The sequence below is a fragment of the Nocardia flavorosea NBRC 108225 genome (assembly GCF_001613385.1).
In the GTDB taxonomy this organism is placed as follows: Bacteria; Actinomycetota; Actinomycetes; order Mycobacteriales; family Mycobacteriaceae; genus Nocardia; species Nocardia flavorosea.
Window position 1 is genome coordinate 1 of sequence record NZ_BDCG01000028.1, and the last position, 21,230, is coordinate 21,230.

Below are 21,230 nucleotides of genomic sequence, written 5' to 3' on the forward strand. Positions count from 1 at the left end.
GTATCCAAGGCGGCCTCACGCCCAGCGAGTCGCTTGGAAGCTGGACGGAAGAGCCTTGACCTCGACGTTTTTCCCTGCGCTGGGGGCGTGCACTACCTGACCGTTGCCGATGTACATCATTACGTGCCCGGGTGAGCCGCCATTGAAACTGCTCGACGGAAAGATGAGGTCTCCGGGTTGGAGATCGTTCGGTGCCACCTTCGGTAGTCCCCGCCACTGGTCCTGCGACACTCGCGGAATATCCACACCGGCCGCGTTCGCCGCGTACTGCATGAGCCCCGAGCAATCGAAGCTGTTCGGGCCTTCCGCGCCCCAGACATACGGATCACCGACCTGTGCCAGCGCAACCTCGACTGCCTTGCGTGCCTTGGCAGAACCACCGGCACCCATGGAAGTCATATATCCGCTGGGCACCTCCTTGCCCGCGATGTTGTAGAGGTATTGGTTGGTCAGCTTGTCGATCGCCGTGGCGGTTTCGTCGGCGTTGGTCTGCCCGCCCGATACTACGTTCTGTGCCTTTCGCAGAGCCCTCGTGAGGATCTCACGAACCTGCTGCTGGCCCTCCTTGGTATAAGCCTGGGGACCGAGTTCGGCAAGGGCCACATTGACCTCACGGATCAACGACGTCACTGCCTTCTTGTCGACCGTGTTCGTACCCGCCAACCGCTTGATATAGTTGGCCAGCTGATTGTCCAGGTTGTTGAACGCCGTCGCTGCGTTCCTCTGGAACAGCCGCTTTGCCTTGACCATTCGCGCGGTTTCGCCGGAGCCATTCGAAGCGCCGACCTCTTCCCGCAGCCGTTGCACCTCGGGGTTGTCCGTCGGACCATCACCATAGACTTCGGCCAGCAGGTCCAGCGCTTCGAGTGCCCGCTGAGCCTCGGGTGTCAATTGACCTTCGGGGACCGGCGTCCCACCGCCCGAGCCGCCCCCGGAACCGCCGCCGAGCAACCCCGACAGAGCCGAACCGAGAATCGGCAACAGGCTCATCCCGGCCATCAACGCCATGGGCGCCACTTCGGCCAGCAGTTCCGGATCAACCGGCGGGTCGGCAGGTTCGCGATCCGACTTCTGTTCTTCTCCCTGTGGTGCCTGTTGTTGCGCCGGCGGACCCGAGACGGGCGGCGTCGCCACCGCCGCCGACCCCGGCGGTGGCGACGGTGGTGCACCGGAGGCCATTTGGGTAAATGGCGGAGAGACAGCACTGCCCGGAACTCGGGCGGCAGGTGCCGACGCGGTCGACCCGGGCACAGTTGTACCGGGGTTGACGCCGTTCTGCAGCGATGGGTTGGCCGCCGGAAAACCCGGCGCCGCCCCAAGATTGCCGTTGGTCCCTCGCGGTTTACGGTCGTCGGACGACCACGGAGTTTCCCACAGGACTTCCTCAGTACCGACCGCACCGGATACAGCCACGTCGTCTTCGTGCTCGGCCTCCGGCGATAGTGGACCCGCTTCGGGGCTCGTCACGGCTCACCACCCAACACCCGTTTGACACGGACGTCCCCGGTCTGTGGGATCTTCTGCCGGAAAAAGGGCCCACCCTCGGGATTTGCGGTCACCACCTCATCGACACCGACTGCGACAGCGACACGTGTGGCGCCCTTCTTACCGAAACCCCAGAAGACCAGATCCCCGGCACTGACCGCGGACCGGGACACCGCGACGCCACAATATCCCTGCTGCTCCACAGCAGTCGGCAGCACGACCGCCCGCCTGGGGCCTTTCGGGTCACCACAACCGCCGGAAGGCATGTCCACGCTCGTCGGGGCAGTAGTTATCGTGCACTCCCCGACAAGGGAAGCCGCCGAGGCGGCGTAGATCAAATCACGTGCCATTGCGATCGGATCACCTGAGCCGGACTCTTCGTACTGTTGTGCAAGTTGCCGGGCGCATACGACCGCCGGCCCGACGGCCTGTATCGACACCGCGCTCGGTGACTGCAGTGGAGCGGACTTCATGGCGGTCCCGCAAATAAGGTCGCGCTCGGTGACGTACGGGTCATCCGGATCGATTGTCATCGATGCGAATGGGTTGGTACTCGGCAGCACGAAATGCGAAGGATCGGGTGCTGTGGTGGGCAAGGGTGTCTCGGTAACACTGACGGACGGGTCGGGGCCCAGTGCGATATCGCATTGATCCCGAAAAAACTGCCCGCCGTGCGATTCGTTCTGACCGACCATGACCAACGGCGACAACAGGCCGCACCCCCCACAGCCGAACAAGGAAATAAGAACCACCAAGAGCTTCTTCGAAGGCATAGCCGCACACCGCCGACCCTACAACCCGACCGGGTAGCGGAACCGAGTAGCGCTATCGAGGAATCGTGCCTTTGCTCGCGAGCGACAGATTCTCACAGTAGTACCTCCGATTCCCGCTCGGCGTGGCCGCCCGCACTCGGCGTGCTGTTTATGGCGGCACCTCGATCGGGCCGGGCCGGGCCCAGTACCTTTCCACGACCGATCCGGTTCAGTGCGTCTCGCATGAACATCTCGCCACGCCGTTCCTCCGGCACCTGTCGGCCCGCGCCCACCGGCGGAGAGGTCTCTTCCCGAAGTATCGACAGCAAGAACGGAGCTTCCTCCAAATCCACTCCGAGCCACTCGAGACTATTGCGGGCCAGGGTTTCGTCCCGCTGCCGGAAAACGAACCGGTTGGGAATAAGATTATGCGCCGCCCCTTGGAAGTCGGTGGCCGGGTCGTGCGAGGCCAAGCCGATGGCGGCCAGGTGCTTACGGCCGTCCCGGCTGAAATCCGAAGTGACCGAGGCACCGACTTGGGTTTGTGTGAAATGGTGTGCCTCGTCACCGACGAGCAGACCGAATCGGCCGTTGTCCGACAAGAAGGCCTCACGGGCGGTTACCCCCACGAGTTCGTACAAAGCGGTGCCCAGACGTTTGGTGAGCGGCAGGCGGTTGTAAAGGTGGGGAGTGGTGAGCTCCTCCGCGCTCGGCAAAGCCAGCTTGTGGCTGCGCACGACCGTCGCGGCCGCGTCCAGACTCACCGGCCGCAAATTCGGGTCGAACAGCACCGGTACACGCTCGACCACCGTCCCGAGTCGTGCCGCCAGGTCCGCGTATTCTTCCAGTTCTCCCGGTTCATCCCGCAAACGGCAAACGACGTTGTACAGGTCGAGCAGACTGCGGATCCGATGCTGCTCCATCCCCTTCGGCGAGAGCAGGCCGCTGATCGCGGCTCCCGAGCCCGAGGTGGGTGAGAGATCCAGCAACGGCAGTATCGAATCCAGCGCGCGTTCACCTGCCACTCGAGGATCGAACAGTCTCAAGGGGTCGAGTGATACTGACGGATTCGCGAGGTCGATTATCACCGCATCGTCGATCGTGGAAGCGAAATGCTCCCATTCGCCGACCTGGCTGCGGTCGATCGCGAGAAACTGACCGCCCATATCATGCACCAGCACGGCGATCAGTTTCAGAAAATAGGATTTACCGGAGCCCAGTTCTCCGGTCACCGCGAACGATGCGGACAGATCATGGAACGCCGCTTCCATAATCCCGAAATGGATCGGTTCGAAGTTGCCCGAGAGGAGGTTGACTCCGATCACGGGTCCACTGTCGTCACCGATCTGGTTGGTGGTGAACGGTACGAAACCGGCCCACATGTCCGAGGGAACGATATGAGCGAAATCGTCGAACGCACGCCGGGGTGGGCTACCCGGCACCAGCATCGACCACAGGTCCACCTGGGCACCGACCGGTGCGGTCACCTCTACCTGGAACCGTTTGTAGCGACGGCGCAATGTGTTCACCGCGTCCATGGTCGCGTCCTGAGTGGCTCCGCCGACAGCGATGACAGTGGTGAAGGAAACCTCCGACTCACCGCCGTTCACTTCGAAGTGTTGGTTATACTCGCCCAGCATCTGGGCCTTCGACATCAAAGTGTTCTGCGCGAAGGAGACTTCTTGGTCACGCTGGTCCATCTGCTCCCCCAGCCGACGTAGGTTCACCTCATTGTTCTTCAGAACGGTCTCGGCCGGTTTGGAGGACACCCGCATTCCCCAGTCGACAGTGACGTCACCGAGTCCTTCCAACACGGCCAGGAACTCGCTGCCTCCCGGAAACGCCATCCCGCCGTATGGGAACGAACGCGGAGTGAGCATTGCCTGATAAGAGGGTCGATAGCCGGAATCCGGTTGCACGATCTTTATCACCGGTACAAACGAGGTCCGCAGTCGGCGATTACTGTCGCCGCGGGCCCCCTCGTCCAAGGCTGCTGAACGGAATACCGCGGCGGTCGCATCATCGAGCGCACCGATTTGAGTAGGAGCGACCGGGTCGTTGACCGCTCCGCGGGCCAGGTAGTGGTCCCAGAGCCACTGAAACATTGCCGCCGGCACCGGAGTCGGGTCGAAGTCGTAGCCGATCCTGGACAGGATCTCGTTTGCTTCTTCCTCATACTTGTCAAGATCAGCTCGCGAAACAGCAGTGGCATCGATCGTAGTGGTGCTTCCCCGCCACATCCGCGACAGTGCGGATATTCCGCCGACCGCAGATGTGCCCACCGGTATCGACAGCAAAAATATCCTGGTCAGGGGATTGATGGCGCGTACACGCTCGAAGGAAGCGACCACCTCGTCCGCGTAGTCCTCGCATCGGTCCAGATCGACGCCTTCGACCATTTTGCTCAGTACGTCGATGGTGTTCTGACGTGCTTGAATACCCAGTAGCAATGAGCCATTGGGCAGATTGTTGATCAGCGCATGATGCGCCAACTTCACGTCGAGCTTATCTCCGGCCTTCCGCAGCCCGTAGCCCAGAGGATTGATGAAATACGTGGCTGTGACCAGGCCCGAATGGGTGAACTGCAAATGGCCGCGAATAGCAGCGGTGGGTTGTAGGTCTCGGTTGAACCCCATCTAGCCTCCGACTCCGTTCGTCGCCTGCTCTCTGATGCTCTTGACCTTCACTCCGGTGCCGGCAGCCATTGAGCGCCAGTTCGCGGATACGGCGACCAAAGGTTCCGAGGCGGGGACGACAGTACTTCCCGGCGTCGACGAGGACTGCGGCCCGGCCGGACCCTCGGCTCGGTGTCGCTCGAACAGCTGACGGAAGGGTGTCACGGCGGACTCGGCCTTCTCAGCACTCCGACGGGGTGCAGCACTTTCGGGCAGGATGATCACCACGGTCTCCTCGATGAATGAGGTGAGCCGACCCGATTCGGGAGTCACCGGTATGCCCGATGCCGAAACCGGTTTCGGATCGAGTAGCAACCGCCCGATCCACAGTATCCGCGAACTCAACCGGACGCCGGTGTACGGGATCAGACCGAGCCCGAACCCGATCACCATTGTGAACGCAAGACCGACTAGGAAGGTTATCGCCGGGTTGGCCGGTAGGGTCATTGCCGAGAACGAGGTGATCAACAACGCAACGGCAACACCCGCCACCTGAGGCAGCGTGTACGGGCCGAACGGCAGTTTCTGGCCGTTCTGGGCTTTGCCGATCACCATGGGGACACGCTTGATCGGCGTGAAAACCTTCACGACCTGGGTTTGCGTCATCGATAACTACCAACCGGATGATCGGGCACGATAGTGTTCGCATCGCTGCGCGCATAGTTCACCAGCGTGGGAAGCATCCAGAAGAGCACCGCGGCCAGGATCGCCGATCCTGCCACTCCGAGGATCTTCGCCGGAGACAGTTTGGATTTCGCCGCCTCGGAAATCAGGACGCCCATCGATACGATGGTGATCAGGATCAGTCCCGCCCACCGGACGAAGACCAATATTCCGTACAGGATATTGCTGAGATTGCTCATGGTGAGTCGCCTCCACTGTCAGTTCTGGGTGGCCGGCGGAATCTGCGCGGCGGTGGTCGGAGTCGGGGTGGTGCCCGCGGCGCCGTCCGCTGCGCCCGGGTCCTCCCCTTGGCGCACAACGACCGTCAGTGGCTCCCGCAGCGCGGGCAGCGCATCGATCGCTTGCACCTGCCACTGGCCTTCACCGCGCACCATCGTGAGCGGATAGGACAGGGTCGGCGCGTTTCCGGTGGTCGCCTTCGGTGTCACGGTGGCGAGTACACGTGCGCTCGCGCCTTCGGTACCGCAATGGTTATCCTCGGCGGTCACCGAAACGGTGACCTCGGAAAACAGGGCAGGTCGCAATGCTGTGATACCGGAGTTCACGGCCACGTAGCGGGCGACGTCTCCTTGACCGGTCAGGTATGCATTCAGAAATCCGCTGGCGACCTGGGTCAGGGCGGTCTCTTCACCGCAAGGAGCCGAATACGCCTGCGCCAGGTCGGCACCGACCGCTGGGGGTGCCACCGCTGCAGGCAGGGTGAGTGCTCGTAGGCTGCCCTCCGACACCGAGACCGGCACCCGGTAGTACTGACGGCTTCCTTCCCTGCCCACTCTGACCGAAACGGTCACCGACCACACCTCCACCGTGCCGCTGACAAAGGTACGCGACTGATAGACCACGAGTGGTTCGCCCACCTGCTGCCCGGTTTTGGGCAGCGAGATCTGACGAGTGTCGTCCACGAAGCGGGCAAGTGCGTCCTGGTCACCGGACGAGGCACCCAAATAGGTGTGAACAAAGTCCTCCGCGAACGCTCCGGCGAGCCTGGCATGCCCGGCTACCGCGATCATGGCCTCGTCACCGGGCGGTTTCGGGTCCGGGGCGAAGAAATCGAAGACGGCATGCCCGCCGCCGAGGACGGCAAGCACAGCCAGCACCACGACGACCATGTTGTCGCGACGGCGCCGCGCGGCCATACGGCGAAGCAGCGCTTCGCCCGAATCGGCGCTTCCGGCAGCCCCATTCCTCACTCTCGAAATGGTAGGGAGCCCAGCACGGCCCGAGCCGCGCCGGACTTCCCAATACTGGGGACCAGCCCGCGGTCAGTTGACCGAGCTGTGCTGAGGGTGTACAGCCAGCCAGTGACGCAATTGGTCGTCGTAGCCGATAGGTCGGTGGTCACCGGCATCGCCGTTCTCCGCAACCGGGATCTCTTCCCCTGCCCGAGTCACATGCGCTATCGCCAGTTCGCTGTTCGAGAACCCCGGGTACGGATAGAGTAGTAATGAGGTCGGCGTATAACCGCCGTTGTAGTTGAGTGTTCGGATGGTCGTTTCGGCACTATCGCCAGCCTCCACCAGAGTGCGCTGCTCCACCAGCCGTAGCCGATCACTCGGATGGAAGACATCCACCGGCCGGAAGAGGTAATCCCAGCGCATCCACGGAGCCGGATCAGTCAGCCAGTGTGAGATGCTGGCGTGGGCCAATTGGACAACGGCCAGGTGATTGCCGGCGCGCCGATGCGCCTCCCGCAACCCGACGCTCTCCAGCGTGGGCCATACCGCCGGATCCTCGTCGGAGGTAATGTCCTCGATCAACCAGCAAGCACCGCGGCCGCGTTCATTGTCCCGAGCCCGCATCGTAATCCGCCACCGGGTGGCACGCCGGGCAGGACGCAGGATCGAGACCTCAAACTGAAGCCTCCCTCCCGATTCGGGTCGATAGAGCAGATCGAGCACTTCCGCGTGCCGGTCGAATCCGGTAACCCGGTGGAAGAACTCGGCGATCGACATCCGCGGCGCGTACTCCTCGGGCGCCATTCCGGACAGTGCCGCGATACCAGGCGGCTGCACCAGAGTTTGACTGTCCAGTTCCCAGGTCGCTCCCACCGCCACAGGCGGGGGCACCGCCGGTCCGGTAGCCGGACCAGCCCACCATTGGACCGCGTGTACGTCACCGGCAGGCCCAAAGACCGGCCGGGCGATCAGCCGGTGCGGCCCTGCTTTGGTAGCGAAGGTCCGGTCCACCTCGATGGCCTGTTCCACCGAGGTGCGCAGCACTTCGCTGATGTCCCGAGTGGTCAACCCGTCATACAGCGCGGGAGTCCGCGCGAGCTGCCGCTGCAGCACCCGTCGCCAATCGGCGAATTCGCGCGCAGTTCCCCCCACCGAGGCAACGGAAAAACCTTCCGGCGCCAATGTTTCGACCGTTACCCAGGGGATCACTGCGCGCCCTCTCATCGCGTGCGTCCAGCCTCATCGCGAGCCTGCCTCAAATGAGACAACGTCCGCACGAGACAATGTACCGTTGTTCAGCGGCACGTTCAACAGCGCCGTCAAAATTCCGAGATGCACTCTCAGCAAACCTTGGGCGCCGCCGGAAGCGAACACACGGGAGCGTTCAGCAATATCATGGAACCACGGGTAACACAATCGGTTTGCCCACCATCTGCCGATAGCCGCCAAGCACGGACAATCCACGTACGGCACCTCAGCACCGATGGGGGAACTACCAATCGTCGTGAGGAACGAACAGCAGCCAGACCGTCCGAACGTCGGCTACATCCACGAGACCGGGGGCATCCACGCCCCAGTACCGGATGTCAACCCTGTTGTTGCTGCCGCGTACTCAGTGCAAGAACACCGGCGCCGGCCAGGAGGCCGAGATCGCCTAGCTCCGAAGGAACGACCCGCAACCCGGACAACGACGGAAGACGCGCATGCATCGCCACAGCGTTCTGCAAAGGCTTCCACAACGCCGAGCCCTTCGCTGCGACCACCCCGCCGACCACCACCCGGTCGATATCCAGAAGCGCGGCCACCGAAGCGATCGCCCTGCCCAACGCTGTACCCGCTCGCTCCAGCGCGCCCACCGCAACCGGCTCGCCCGACTGCGCGGCCGCCACCAAGGCGTCGACCGAAGCGCCCGGCCAACCCTTTTCATTCGCCCAGCGGACCATCGCGATGCCACCGGCAACGGCTTCGAGACAACCACGTCCCCCACAGGTACACGGATCGTCATAACCCGGCACCAGCACGTGTCCAACTTGGCCGGCGTTGCCCGTGCGTCCGACCACCACGAACCCGCCGACCATCGCCCCGCCGATGATCGTCTCGGAGATGTAGATCGACAGAGAGTCCATGACTTCCCGCGCCCCTCCGAAATGCCGCTCAGCCAGCGAAAGACAGACACCGTCGAGTGTCATCGCCACCTGCGCACCCGGAAAAAGCTCCTGCACGGAGTCGACCAGCGAGAATCCGGCTTGCCAGTCCCGAACGTGCGCGGGAGCAACAACACCCGAGGACATATCGATGGGTCCGGCCGAGGCGATACCGATCGCGGCGAGTTCCCTACCCGCCGCGACCTCCAGCACGAGATCCCGGACGCGCTCCCAGGCCTGCCTCTCCGGAATCGGTATCTGCCTCAACTGTTCCGGGCCGACCTCGTCGGCGATCTCGATCGCCGCGAACCGGGTCGGACCGATCTCCAACGCCACAACTGTCATCTGCAACCACCAGTGCTAGGGAGCCGATTTCTCCGCAATATAGTCAAGCACCGATGGTTTCGGTCGGCCGAAGCGGGCGACCGAGCACGATATGCCGCTTCGGTGCGGGCGCCGCAGGCTGATTGTGAGTGGGCCGCGGGCCGTTGCGAATGATTCGCATCGGCCGTTTGTGGTCGACCGGCACCGCGCGATGACGTTCCAGATCCTCGATGACATTGCCCGAGTTGTCGTAGGCGACGCCCGCCCAGATCATGGCTCGTGGAGCATCGCCCCGCTCGATGAGTGACTGTGCGAGACTGCTGCACTGCTCGAAGAGCGGACATCCATAGCAAATACGTATCGCTTCGCGCCAGGCCTCCGGACTTCCCGAGTCGAGGTCCCAACTGTCCGGCAGCGCCGCACACGGCGGCCGTTGCGTGGACCTCCCCGGGTCGGCCACCGGCACAACCGGAGCCGACACAGAGTTGGATGAGCGAGGTGAGACCACGCCGAGTGAGCAAGTGGACGAGATAGTCATAACCGTCTCCGGAACTGCCGAGGGCACGCCGGGCGAAACCATACGTGTCCCGTTGGTCGGGCGGATCATCAGGGCTGCTCGACAGTCCCCGGAAACCAGCTGTTGTCAGCTACATCACGTAGCGTAGAGCACTCTTTGTCCGCTAAGCAAGACCGCTTACCGTCATTTAACGGGACGTTGACACCCTTAACACCACTTTAAACCGCTGGATAGCGGTGCGTCTTATTACGTCCCGTTCTACTACGGACCTGATTGTGGTTTCCTATAGGTATGCCTGGCGAATCCGAGTACACGATCGACGAGCTGGCGCGGGCCGCCGAGACCACCGTGCGCAGTGTCCGCGTGTACCACGAGCGCGGGCTGCTGCCCTCACCCGATGTCCGGGGCCGCATCGGCTACTACGGGTCCGACCACCTCAACCGGCTGCAGACCATCAGCCGGTTGCTGGGCCGCGGTATGAAACTCAACGGTATCCGGGAACTGCTGTCCGCCTGGGACCGCGGTGACGGCCTTGCCGATGTCCTGGGGGTCACCGACCAGAACCCCAGCGCTGCAGCCCACCAGTCACCGGACCGTCCGCCCCAGCCGGAACGCGAGGAACCGGCCTACGAACTCCCCGAGTACGTACAACAGGCTCTCGCCGCCAGCGACGACCCGTTCGACGTCTACCGGGTCACCAACCCGCGGTGCAGCGATCTGGCCACCCGCCTCGGCGATGCCGGCCTGCCCCCGAACGTGACCTTCCAGCTCATCGAGCGCCTCCGCGCCGATTGCGACCGTATCGCCGACCGCTATGCCGCCGAGATCTTCCATATCCTCGCCGGAAAGAGCTACGAGCAGTCCGAGCGGAGTATCAAAGACCGCACCAAATTGGAAACCGATCTCGCCATCGCGCGCCTCATCGTCACGCGCGCCGCATCGGAACTGATCGACCAGGCCTTCGGTCGCCGCGCCGAACTACCGGCGGAGACTCCGCAGCCGCCACGCGCCTACCCTGGGCAGCGGAACGGGGCACCCAACGGCAAGCAACCGTCCCGGGCGCGTTAGCCGAGGTACCGGAGACGGGCGGCAAATGTCGGGGTGACAGGATTTGAACCTGCGACCACCCGCTCCCAAAGCGGGTGCGCTACCAAGCTGCGCCACACCCCGTAGTACCCCCGAAGGGGTGGTTTCCGGTCTCGGAGAGAGCGGGTGACGGGAATCGAACCCGCACCATCAGCTTGGAAGGCTGAGGTTCTACCATTGAACTACACCCGCATGCATTCGACAGCGGTGAGATCACCGCGATGCCGCGTGCATGAGCGACTGTACCGAATACCACTTTCTTTTCGCCAATCAGCCCCCTCCCACGCCCCGGCGCGCCGCCCGCGGCCGCCCTGCCGCCCCTGTGAGCCGACGGAGCCGGAACCGGCACGAGCGGCCATCCGGGCACGATGGCCGCCCCCCCTTCCCCGGTTCCCGGGAGAGAATTTCGCGAAAGTGTGTAACACCGGCGGATTCTGAACGATACGCCAGAGATTGCTGTTGTTCCGGGGTTCGAGAACTTGTTCTAGAACGCAGGTCTCCGGACCCCACCATCTTGCTACGATATTCTTGCCGGACGGGGTATCTGGAAAGGGGGCGGTAGCGTGCACCCGACAAGGTGGACCATCCGCACAGCAGTACTACAGAGCCGGGTGACCCCGGCACCGAAGCCGCGCATTCGCGGCGCGATTACCTCCGCCTGCGGTGATCGCGATGCCTGCTGAGAGCCGGCCCCCCATCCATTCCACCGCCCGCGAATGGGCTCTGGCGGCCGGTGCCCAGCCCGATGCCGATATCACCGCGGCAGAGATCGAACCTGTTCTCGTCGATATCCTCGAGCAGCTACTCGAGCTCACGGTGTCCGATCCGTTCCCGATTCGCGCCGCCCGCCGGCTCGGAGCGCGGCTGTGTGCGGAGCCGCTGCACCAGGTGCGGATGCTCGCCCTGGTCACCCGCACCCTGCTGGGCTTCCCCGCCGGACCACGCGGCTCCCTGGTGGCCACACAGTGGCCGCTGGTGGCCAGTCAGGCCATCGACAGTTACGCCCAGGCACTACAGGAGCTGGCACTGGCGCGGCAGAAGAAGAACTTCTCCGACGAAGCCACCCAGCGGGTGCGAGAATTCGCCGCCCTCCAGCAGCGGCTCGAACACGAAGCCACCCATGACGCGCTCACCGGCCTGGCCAACCGCACCCTGCTGCGCAACCGGGTCCGGCAGATGGCCGATCACCCGCAACGCGGGGTCGGGCTGCTGGTGGTGGATCTGGACCGATTCAAACAGATCAACGACAACTACGGCCACGCTGTCGGCGACGAGGTACTGGTCGAACTCGCGCAACGCCTGCGCGAGGTGGCGCCACCGGGAACCGTGGTCTGCCGTTACGGCGGCGACGAATTCGTACTGGCAGCCGGTCTCGACAAGGATCACGTCGCCGAACTGGCCGCGGATATCGTGCTCGCGCTCAATGATTCGGTATGGACCGCGGCGGGGCCGGTACCGGTATCGGCCAGCGTCGGCACCACGTATTCGCCGCCCGAGGACCGCGCCGAACTGGCCGAACTGCTGCGCCGCGCGGATCTCGCCATGTACTCGGCGAAAACGGCGGGCGGACGCCGCTACGTCGGCGCCGAACCCGCAGACAACGCGGTCGATACCGCCGTCGCCGGTTGAGTCGATACCGCCGTCGCCGCCCGGGCAGGCAGGCTCAGCCGGGCTGGCAACCAGCGCACCAGAACAGGTTCCGGCCCTCCAGGACGCTGTGCCGCACCGGCGCGGCACAGCAGCGGCACGGCTCGCCGGCCCGCCGGTAGACATAGGTTCGGGGCCGGTCGGCAGCGTAGGACGGCGCGCCGTGATCGTGTTCGGGGCGAACCACGTGCATCTTCCCGCGGCGCACCCCGACCCGCATCAGGTCGACCACATCCGCCCATAACGCCGACCATTCGTCCCGCGTGATCCCGATCCCGGGACGCGACGGGGAAATACCGTGCCTGAACAGCACTTCCGCACGGTAGACATTACCGACGCCGGCGATCACGCCCTGGTCCATGAGCAGGGAGCCGATACTGCGCCGGGAGCGGCTGATCCGCGCCCAGGCCCGGTCCGGGTCGGCGTCGGGACGCAGCGGGTCGGGTCCGAGCCGGTCGACGAGCGCCGTCACTTCCGGCGGTGTCAGGATCTCGCAGGCCGTCGGCCCGCGCAGATCGGTGCCGAACCCGGATCCGTCGCGGCCCGGCCCGGACATCCGCATCCGCACCTGCCCCACCGGCGCCGGCATCGGCAGACCGGATTCGGTGAAGGTCCCGTACAGCCCGAGGTGGACGTGGACGAACAGTTCACCTTCGTATTCGTGCAGCAGATGTTTGCCCCACGCCTGCGACCGCAGCAGAGTACGCCCGTCCACCCGGGCGGCACCCGCGGCGAATTTCCCCTGCGGGCTCGATACCCGCACCACCGCACCGGCCAGGCGCCGTTCATGCCGGCGGGCGAGCCGGTGCAGGGTATGTCCCTCCGGCACTCGCGTCAGGAAGCGGGCAGAGCGGGCGCTTCGCCGGTCTTCTCATAGGCGGCGAGGATATCGATACGACGCTGGTGCCGTTCCTCCTCCGACCAGGGGGTGCGCACGAAGGCGTCCACGATCTCCAGGGCCTCCTGCTGCGAATGCATCCGGCCACCGATACCGATCAGCTGGGCGTTGTTGTGTTCGCGGGCCAGCCGGGCGGTTTCGACACTCCAGGCCAGCGCGCACCGCGCGCCGGGCACCTTGTTCGCGGCGATCTGCTCACCGTTTCCGCTACCACCGAAGACCAGTCCGAGACTGCCCGGGTCGACGACGGTGCGACGGGCCGCCTCGATGCAGAAGGCGGGGTAGTCGTCGAGAGCGTCGTAGACGAGAGCGCCGCAATCGACGACCTCGTGACCGGCCTTCTCGAGGTGGTCTTTGACGACGTTCTTCAGTTCGAAACCAGCGTGATCGGCACCCAGGTATACGCGCATGCCGCGATTGTGTCAGGCCCGGAAACCGGCGATGACGGCGGGCGGGCCGCATCGCGCGAACCCGGCGTGACCTTCCGCACCCGGCCGAACGAATGCGGAGGTCCGCTTAGAGTCGGGGTATGCAGCCGCACGACCCACAGCAACCGTCCGGGTCCGGCGCCCACTGGGGCGCGAATCCGCCGGAGCCCGGGCCCTACCCGTGGCTCACCGACCGTCCGGCCCCCCCGGCGGCCCTACCGGCCGGTTATCCCCCACCGCCCGGTCCGGCGCACGAGCCGCGTGGACTCTCGCCGTTCGGTATGCCCGCCCGGCACAGCTGGGAGATCCCACTGCTGACCGTCGTGGTGCTGATCACGGGAGTTGCGTATCTGCTGGCTTTTCTGCTGCTCGTCCTCGGCGCCGTCAACGAGTACATCCTGATCCTGGTGGGGGCGCCCGTGCTGATCTGGCTGGGTCGCGGGCTCAACTATTCGCGGCAGCGGGTCAACGGCGTGAAGATGTCGCCGACCCAGTTTCCCGAGGGATACCGGATGGTGCAGGAGGCCGCGGCCCGGTTCGGGATGGCAGCGGCGCCGGATGCGTACGTGGTACTCGGGAACGGGCAGATCAACGCGTTCGCCTCCGGCCACGGATTCCGCCGTTATGTGGTGGTCTACAGCGACCTGTTCGAGGTCAGCGGCGCCGCCCGCGAGCCGGACGCGCTGGCGTTCATCATCGGTCACGAGGTCGGTCATATCGCGGCCGGGCACGCGTCCTATTGGCGGCAGCTGGGGATGTTCGGAGTCCCTTTCCTGCCGATCCTGGGTAATTCGCTCATCCGGTCCCAGGAGTACACGGCCGACAACCACGGCTACTGCCACCGGCCGCAGGGCGCGGCCCCGGCGATGGGCACCTTGGCTGCCGGCAAATACCTCAACACCTCGGTGGGTTTCGACGAAATGGCCGACCGCGCGGCCCAGGAGCGCGGCTTCTTCGTCTGGATGGTGAACGCGATGGCCTCCCATCCCGTGCTCACCTGGCGGATGTGGGCGTTACGCGACCGCAGCAGCCACGGCCGGTTGTTCTGGCGGCCCGGGCCGGGGTCGCGGCCGCTCGACCAGCCACCACCGCAGCCGCCGGGCACTCCCGGTGGGCAGCCGGTGACGATGTCGAAAATCCCCCGCTGATCCGGGGCCGGTGACCGATTCCGGCTGGGCGGCGGGAATCGGTCACCATGATCCTCAGTCGAACTGCGGTTCCTCGTCGCGGGTGCGCTTGAGCTCGAAAAAGTGCGGGTAGGACGCCAGCGTGACCACTGCGTCCCAGAGTTTGCCCGCCTCTTCGCCCCGCGGGATCCGCGACAGTACCGGACCGAAGAACGCGACCCCGTTGACGTGGATGGTCGGCGTACCGACATCGGGTCCGACCTTGTCCATCCCGGCGTGATGGCTGGCCCGCAACGCCTCGTCGTAGTCACCGCTGTCCGCGGCGGCCGACAGTTCCGCAGGCAACCCGGCCTCGGCGAGCGCCTCGGCGAGAATCGCCGCGAAGGTGCCCCGGAGATCGCCCTCCTTCTCGAACTCCGACCGGCGATCGTGGAACCGGGTGCCCATAGCTGTGTACAGCGCCGGCAGAACCTCGTCACCGTGCTGCTGGGCGGCGGCGATCGCGACCCGCACCGGGCCCCATCCACTCGCCATCAGTTCCTCGTATTCCGGCGGCAGATCACGTCCCTCGTTGAGCACCGCCAGGCTCATCACATGGAAACGGGTCTCGATATCGCGCACCTTCGCGACCTCGAGGATCCAGCGGGAGGTGATCCAGCACCACGGGCACAGTGGGTCGAACCAGAATTCGGCAAGGTCCTTGTTATCGGCCGTATCGGTCACGGACGGTTCCTCTCCTTCGGTCGTCGACGGGCACTGCGCCGCAGGCCCGGCCTCTCACCGAGCAACCGCCGCCGGGCCGTTTTCGTTCCCGATCCGGCCGAAGATTCCGGGCGGCCTCAGTAGGCTGGCCCCAGAGGTTCGGATCGTCGCTGGAACAACTCACGACAAGGGAGTCCGTCCATGACATCTGCACAGCGTTTCGTGATCGTCGGCGCCGGCCTGGCCGGGGCGAAACTGGCACAGGAGTTGCGCGGCAACGATTTCGACGGCCACATCACCCTCATCGGCGCGGAGGAGCGGCTACCCTACGAACGTCCGCCGCTGTCGAAGGAGTACCTGGCCGGGAAGAAAACTCTCGACGAGTTCACCGTGGCCGACGCCGCCTGGTACCGGGACCACAATGTCGAACTCCTGCTGGGCACCGAGGTCACGGCAGTCGACCGGGCAGCACGCACGGTCGCGCTACCGGACGGTTCGCCCCTGCTTTACGACAAATTGGCGCTGGCCACCGGTGCCGCATCCCGGTCGCTGCCCGTCCCGGGCGCCGATGCACCGGGCGTATACACCCTGCGCACCGTCGAAGAATCCGACGCACTGATCGAACTGTTCGGCACTGCGCGCCGGCTGGTGGTCGTCGGGGCGGGCTGGATCGGGCTGGAAGTCACCGCGGCGGCGCGGGCGGCCGGGGTGGCGGTGACCGTGATCGAAGGGACCTCCACACCGCTGCTGGGCTCGCTCGGCCCGGAGATGGGCGAGGTATTCGCCGATCTGCACCGGGAACACGGCGTCGAGTTCCGGTTCGATGCGCGCGTCGAGCAGATCATTGTTTCCGACGGGCGGGCGCGAGGCGTGCAGTTGGCGGACGGTACGACCTTCGAGGCGGACGCTGTCCTCGTCGCAGTGGGCGCGCGGCCTCGTATCGAACTCGCGGAAGCCGCCGGCCTGCTCACCGGCACCGGCGTTCTCGTCGACGCGGGACTCACCAGCAGCGATCCGAATATCGTCGCGATCGGCGATATCGCGGAACAGGAGCATCCGGTACTCGGCCGCCGGGTCCGGGTGGAGCACTGGGCGAACGCCTTGAATCAGCCCGCGGCGGCTGCCCGGACGATGCTCGGAAAGCCGCCCCCTACGACCGGCTGCCCTATTTCTTCACCGACCAGTACGACCTCGGTATGGAGTACACCGGTTTCGCCGCCCCCGGCGACTACGAGCGGGTGGTTGTCCGCGGCGATCTCGGCGGCCGCGAATTCGTGGCGTTCTGGCTCGACGACCGGCAGCGGGTACTGGCCGGAATGAACGTGAACGTCTGGGATGTGGGCGACCGCATCAAGGAGCTCATCCTCTCCGGCGACCCGGTCGACCCCGACCGGCTGGCGGATACCTCGGCCCCGCTCTGACCACGTCGGCAGGGCTTGTACAGGCCCGGCGTTGGCGGGTCGATTCCCCACGCACTGGCCTGCTGGTTCCGGATTTCCGGCCGAATTACGTAGTGCGGTAGGTTGATTGCACCTCCACTCGAGGGGCGGTGGGCTTCTTCGGTCCGGACACCGCGCCCGGAGAGGAGGTGGTGGGGAATGGCGAAGCACGGTGTGAGCGAGTCAGGCCCGAAGGCGGTAGCGGAGCGTAACCACGCAGGACCCTCGCTCACGCCCATGAGCTCAGCCGAAAAAGCGCAAGGCCCCGGTCGATTACGGCATCATCGTGACCGGATCTGCCGTGATCGCCGGGGCGCTCATCTTGGTCCGCCGAGTCTGGCAGGCTAGGTAACCCACCTGGTGGGGGCCGTCTTCACAGGGCGGCCTCCACTACTCAACATCACTCACGTGACCGCACCACTGTACCGCCGCGGCAGCCCCCGCTTCAGCAGCAACATTCGCGGCAGCACATCACCAGGTGCGGCCGGTGATCAGCTCGAAGGCCTGGACGTATTTTTCCCGGGTGGCGGCGACGATATCGGCTGGAATCTCCGGTCCGGGCGGTTCCTTGTCCCAGCCGGTGGAGGTGGCCCAATCCCGGACGAATTGTTTATCGAACGAAGGTTGCGGGCGGCCGGGCTCCCATTCGGCGGCCGGCCAGAACCGGGAAGAGTCGGAAGTCAGCAGTTCGTCACCCAGCGTGAGAACATCACCGTCCCAGCCGAACTCGACCTTGGTATCGGCGATGATCACGCCCCGTTCGGCGGCGTGCGCCGCGCCCCGTGCGTACAGGTCGAGGGTGCGGTCGCGCAGCTGCTCGGCGATATCGCGCCCCTCCTGGCCGACCACCTGGTCGAAAGTCATCGGTTCGTCGTGACCGGTATCGGACACCTTCGTGGTCGGTGTGAAGATCGGCTCGGGCAGCCGGTCACCTTCGCGCAGTCCGGCCGGTAGCGCCACCCCGCACACCGAACCACTGCGCTGGTACTCCTTCCACCCCGACCCCACCAGGTATCCACGCGCCACGCATTCCACCAGCACCATCTTCAACGGCTTCACCCGCACCGCCCGGCCGGCGAATTCCGCGGGCACATCGGTGGTGGACAGCACATGGTTGGGGATATCGGCGAAGAATTCGAACCACCAGTTCGACAGTTGCGTCAGCAGCGCGCCCTTGTCCGGGATCGGCGTGGGCAGCGAAACGTCGTAGACCGAGACCCGGTCCGAGGCAACCAGCAGCAGCGTCTCACCGTCGGTGTACAGGTCGCGCACCTTTCCGGCGTGCACATGCTTCACGTTGCGGCTCCGTTCCTCGGTCGACCTACTCCACCCGCGATCACTTGCCTGCGGTGCAAACACTTCACTACGGCGCAGACAAACCTTACTCACGTGGCATTGTGGACAACGCTCGTGCCTGTACCACCGTGTCCCGAAGGAGCCCGATGTCCGCACCGAACCTCACCCGCGAACAGGCGATCGAACGCGCCGGCGTCGTCTCGGTCGAGAACTACCGCATCAACCTCGACCTGACCGGCGGGACGGGCGAGTCAGGCCCGGAGGCGGTAGCGAAGCGTGACCACGCAGGGCCCTCGCCCGTCCCGAATGGAACCAGCGCGGGTGAGCCGGGCGAACAGACGTTCTTCTCGCGCAGTACGGTCACCTTCACCGCGAAACCGGGTTCGCGCACCTTCATCGATATCGTCGCCCGCGGTATCCGGTCGGCGGTACTCAACGGCAACCCCCTCGATATCGCCGACTACGACGAATCCACCGGTATCACCCTGCCCGACCTGGCCGAACGCAACGAACTCGTGGTGGAGGCCGACTGCGAGTACTCGCATACCGGCGAGGGCCTGCACCGGTTCGTCGATCCCGCCGACGACGCCGTCTACCTGTACTCCCAGTTCGAAACCGCGGATGCCAAGCGGATGTTCGCCTGCTTCGACCAGCCCGACCTCAAAGCCACCTTCGATATCGAGGTCACCGCGCCCGCCGACTGGAAAGTCATCTCCAACGGCGCCGGCAGCGTCGAGGGCGGTCGGCACCGGTTCGCGACGACACCGCTCATGAGCACCTATCTGGTCGCGCTGATCGCCGGACCTTACGCGGAATGGACCGATACCTACACCGACGACCACGGCAGTATCCCGCTCGGTATCTACTGCCGCGCCTCACTCGCCGAATTCATGGACGCCGACCGGCTGTTCAGCGAGACCAAACAGGGCTTCGGCTTCTACCACAAGAACTTCGGTATCCCCTACGCGTTCGGCAAATACGATCAGCTGTTCGTCCCGGAGTTCAATGCCGGGGCGATGGAGAACGCCGGGGCGGTGACCTTCCTCGAGGACTACGTCTTCCGGTCCAAGGTCACCCGGGCCTCCTATGAGCGCCGCGCCGAAACCGTACTGCACGAGATGGCGCATATGTGGTTCGGCGATCTGGTCACCATGAAGTGGTGGGACGACCTGTGGTTGAACGAATCGTTCGCGACTTTCGCGTCCGTGCTGTGCCAGGCCGAGGCCACCGAGTACACGAGCGCCTGGACCACCTTCGCGAATGTCGAGAAATCGTGGGCCTACCGGCAGGATCAGCTGCCCTCCACGCACCCGATCGCCGCCGATATTCCCGATCTGGCGGCCGTCGAAGTCAATTTCGACGGCATCACCTACGCCAAGGGCGCGAGCGTGCTGAAACAGCTGGTGGCCTACGTCGGGCTGGAGCCGTTCCTGGCCGGGCTGCGTGCCTATTTCGCCGACCACGCCTACGGCAACGCGACCTTCGACGATCTGCTGGCGGCCCTGGAGAAATCATCGGGACGCGATCTGTCCGACTGGGGCGCCCAGTGGCTCAAGACCACCGGCCTCAATATTCTGCGGCCCGATTTCGAGGTCGGCGCCGACGGCAAGTTCACCTCGTTCACCGTGATCCAGGAGGGGGCCGCCCCCGGAGCCGGCGAGCAACGCGTCCACCGGCTGGCCATCGGCGTCTACGACGATCAAGAGGGCAAACTGGTCCGCACGAAACGGGTCGAACTCGACCTCGCCGACGCCGAACGCACCGAAGTCCCCGAACTCGTCGGCGTACCACGCGGCAAATTCGTGCTGATCAACGACGACGACCTCACCTATTGCTCGGTACGCCTGGATCCCGATTCCCTCGATGTCCTGGTCAACCACATCGCCGATATCGCCGAACCGCTGCCCCGCACCCTGGCCTGGTCGGCGGCCTGGGAGATGACCCGGCAGGCCGAGTTCCGTGCCCGTGATTTCGTGGCGCTGGTGCAGCGCGGTATCGGCGCGGAATCCGAGATCGGCGTGGTGCAGCGGCTGCTCATGCAGGCCAATACCGCCCTGCGCAGCTACGCCGACCCGGAATGGGCCGACACCACCGGCTGGCAGGACTACGCGAATCGGCTGCTGGAACTGGCCCGGGAGGCCGAGGGCGGCTCCGACCACCAGCTGGCGTTCGTCAACGCCCTCACCGGCGCGAAACTGGCTGCCTGGCATACCGAGGTGCTGCGCGAACTGCTCGACAGCGACCCGGCCGGAGTGGGTCTGCCCGGACTCACCGTCGATACCGACCTGCGCTGGCGCCTGCTCACCGCGCTCGCGGCGGCCGGCGAAATCGACACCGACAGCGCGGACACCACCCCGGCCATCGACGCCGAGCTGCGCAACGATGAGACCGCCGCCGGTCGCCGGCAGGCAGCCACCGCCGCCACGGCCCGCCCGATCGCCGAGGTGAAAGCCTCGGCCTGGGCAACAGTGATGGAAGACGATTCGGTGCCCAATATCACCGCGCGCTCCATCGTCAACGGTTTCGCCCCCGCAGGGCAGGACACCTTGCTGCAGCCGTTCGTGGAACGGTACTTCGCGGAGATCCCCGCGGTGTGGGAGCGCCGGTCCAGTGAGGTCGCTCAGACCGTGGTGATCGGGCTGTACCCGGCCTGGGCGATCAGCGAGGAAGCGGTGGCCCGCGCCGACGAATTCCTGGCGGCCGATCATCCGCCCGCCCTGCGACGGCTGGTGCTCGAAGGTAAGGCAGGAATCGAACGCTCGCTGCGCGCCCGCGCCTTCGATATTTCCTGACCGGAAACAGCGGACGGCGCGTCCACCGGCTGGTGGACGCGCCGTCGTAGTCGCCTGGC

At 65.2% G+C, this 21,230-nt stretch carries 17 protein-coding genes, 2 tRNA genes and 1 pseudogene; 5 read left to right on the forward strand and 15 right to left on the reverse strand.

The window, feature by feature from the left end; genetic code table 11:
* Positions 1–15: 15 nt before the first annotated feature.
* From NFL01S_RS32060 to NFL01S_RS32100, 9 genes are all read right to left on the reverse strand, one after another.
* A complete protein-coding gene (locus NFL01S_RS32060) occupies positions 16–1,134 on the reverse strand; it encodes a C40 family peptidase (RefSeq protein ID WP_062980084.1) in 1,119 nt (372 codons plus the stop codon).
* 329 nt (positions 1,135–1,463) lie between these two features.
* Positions 1,464–2,258: an NlpC/P60 family protein gene (locus NFL01S_RS32065; RefSeq protein ID WP_157117239.1), complete on the reverse strand. Its 795-nt coding sequence runs from the start codon at positions 2,256–2,258 to the stop codon at positions 1,464–1,466.
* A gap of 92 nt (positions 2,259–2,350) precedes the next feature.
* Positions 2,351–4,873, reverse strand: coding sequence for an ATP-binding protein (locus NFL01S_RS32070; RefSeq protein ID WP_062980086.1), 2,523 nt, complete (start codon positions 4,871–4,873; stop codon positions 2,351–2,353).
* Complete coding sequence (locus NFL01S_RS36340) at positions 4,874–5,518, reverse strand: hypothetical protein (protein ID WP_063916119.1); 645 nt, start codon at positions 5,516–5,518, stop codon at positions 4,874–4,876. It abuts the gene before it with no gap.
* Positions 5,515–5,775, reverse strand: a complete 261-nt coding sequence (locus NFL01S_RS32080; RefSeq protein WP_062980087.1) for a hypothetical protein — start codon at positions 5,773–5,775, stop codon at positions 5,515–5,517. The genes NFL01S_RS36340 and NFL01S_RS32080 overlap by 4 nt, the downstream gene beginning before the upstream one ends.
* Before the next feature lie 18 nt (positions 5,776–5,793).
* Complete coding sequence (locus tag NFL01S_RS32085; protein ID WP_245670979.1) at positions 5,794–6,786, reverse strand: conjugal transfer protein; 993 nt, start codon at positions 6,784–6,786, stop codon at positions 5,794–5,796.
* A 72-nt stretch (positions 6,787–6,858) separates the two neighbouring features.
* Entirely contained in the window at positions 6,859–7,995 is a 1,137-nt protein-coding gene (locus NFL01S_RS32090; RefSeq protein ID WP_062980089.1) for a GAF domain-containing protein, read from the reverse strand.
* Positions 7,996–8,357: 362 nt separating this feature from the next.
* A complete protein-coding gene (locus tag NFL01S_RS32095; RefSeq protein WP_062980090.1) occupies positions 8,358–9,260 on the reverse strand; it encodes an ROK family protein in 903 nt (300 codons plus the stop codon).
* Between the two features lie 43 nt (positions 9,261–9,303).
* The gene (locus tag NFL01S_RS32100) at positions 9,304–9,513 is read right to left on the reverse strand and encodes a hypothetical protein (protein WP_062980091.1); all 210 of its coding nucleotides are present in this window, start codon (positions 9,511–9,513) and stop codon (positions 9,304–9,306) included.
* A 534-nt stretch (positions 9,514–10,047) separates the two neighbouring features.
* On the opposite strand from NFL01S_RS32100, the gene NFL01S_RS32105 reads away from it, so the two are divergent.
* On the forward strand, positions 10,048–10,824 hold the full coding sequence (locus tag NFL01S_RS32105) for a MerR family transcriptional regulator (RefSeq protein ID WP_062980092.1): 777 nt from the start codon (positions 10,048–10,050) through the stop codon (positions 10,822–10,824).
* A 28-nt stretch (positions 10,825–10,852) separates the two neighbouring features.
* Here the strand turns inward: NFL01S_RS32105 and NFL01S_RS32110 are convergent.
* A tRNA-Pro gene (locus NFL01S_RS32110) sits at positions 10,853–10,926 on the reverse strand.
* Between the two features lie 37 nt (positions 10,927–10,963).
* Positions 10,964–11,034 (reverse strand) — tRNA-Gly (locus tag NFL01S_RS32115).
* 480 nt (positions 11,035–11,514) lie between these two features.
* On the opposite strand from NFL01S_RS32115, the gene NFL01S_RS32120 reads away from it, so the two are divergent.
* Positions 11,515–12,471 (forward strand): GGDEF domain-containing protein, encoded by a 957-nt coding sequence (locus NFL01S_RS32120; RefSeq protein ID WP_062980130.1) that lies wholly within the window; start codon positions 11,515–11,517, stop codon positions 12,469–12,471.
* A 34-nt stretch (positions 12,472–12,505) separates the two neighbouring features.
* Here NFL01S_RS32120 and NFL01S_RS32125 read toward each other — a convergent pair whose 3' ends face one another.
* Together NFL01S_RS32125 and NFL01S_RS32130 are read right to left on the reverse strand one after the other, a co-directional pair.
* A complete protein-coding gene (locus tag NFL01S_RS32125; protein WP_062980093.1) occupies positions 12,506–13,318 on the reverse strand; it encodes an Fpg/Nei family DNA glycosylase in 813 nt (270 codons plus the stop codon).
* A 5-nt stretch (positions 13,319–13,323) separates the two neighbouring features.
* Positions 13,324–13,797, reverse strand: coding sequence for a ribose-5-phosphate isomerase (locus tag NFL01S_RS32130; RefSeq protein WP_062980094.1), 474 nt, complete (start codon positions 13,795–13,797; stop codon positions 13,324–13,326).
* 119 nt (positions 13,798–13,916) lie between these two features.
* Here NFL01S_RS32130 and NFL01S_RS32135 point away from each other — a divergent pair, with 119 nt between their 5' ends.
* Positions 13,917–14,963: a M48 family metallopeptidase gene (locus NFL01S_RS32135; RefSeq protein ID WP_062980095.1), complete on the forward strand. Its 1,047-nt coding sequence runs from the start codon at positions 13,917–13,919 to the stop codon at positions 14,961–14,963.
* Positions 14,964–15,017: 54 nt separating this feature from the next.
* Here NFL01S_RS32135 and NFL01S_RS32140 read toward each other — a convergent pair whose 3' ends face one another.
* The gene (locus tag NFL01S_RS32140) at positions 15,018–15,665 is read right to left on the reverse strand and encodes a mycothiol-dependent nitroreductase Rv2466c family protein (RefSeq protein ID WP_062980096.1); all 648 of its coding nucleotides are present in this window, start codon (positions 15,663–15,665) and stop codon (positions 15,018–15,020) included.
* Between the two features lie 180 nt (positions 15,666–15,845).
* Between NFL01S_RS32140 and NFL01S_RS32145 the strand changes: the two are divergent.
* A pseudogene (locus NFL01S_RS32145) lies at positions 15,846–17,065 on the forward strand (NAD(P)/FAD-dependent oxidoreductase).
* A 489-nt stretch (positions 17,066–17,554) separates the two neighbouring features.
* Here the strand turns inward: NFL01S_RS32145 and NFL01S_RS32150 are convergent.
* A complete protein-coding gene (locus NFL01S_RS32150) occupies positions 17,555–18,535 on the reverse strand; it encodes a phosphoribosylaminoimidazolesuccinocarboxamide synthase (protein ID WP_371851878.1) in 981 nt (326 codons plus the stop codon).
* On the opposite strand from NFL01S_RS32150, the gene pepN reads away from it, so the two are divergent.
* Positions 18,526–21,171, forward strand: a complete 2,646-nt coding sequence (gene pepN / locus NFL01S_RS32155; protein ID WP_062980098.1) for an aminopeptidase N — start codon at positions 18,526–18,528, stop codon at positions 21,169–21,171. The genes NFL01S_RS32150 and pepN overlap by 10 nt on opposite strands.
* The last annotated feature ends 59 nt before the right edge of the window (positions 21,172–21,230 follow it).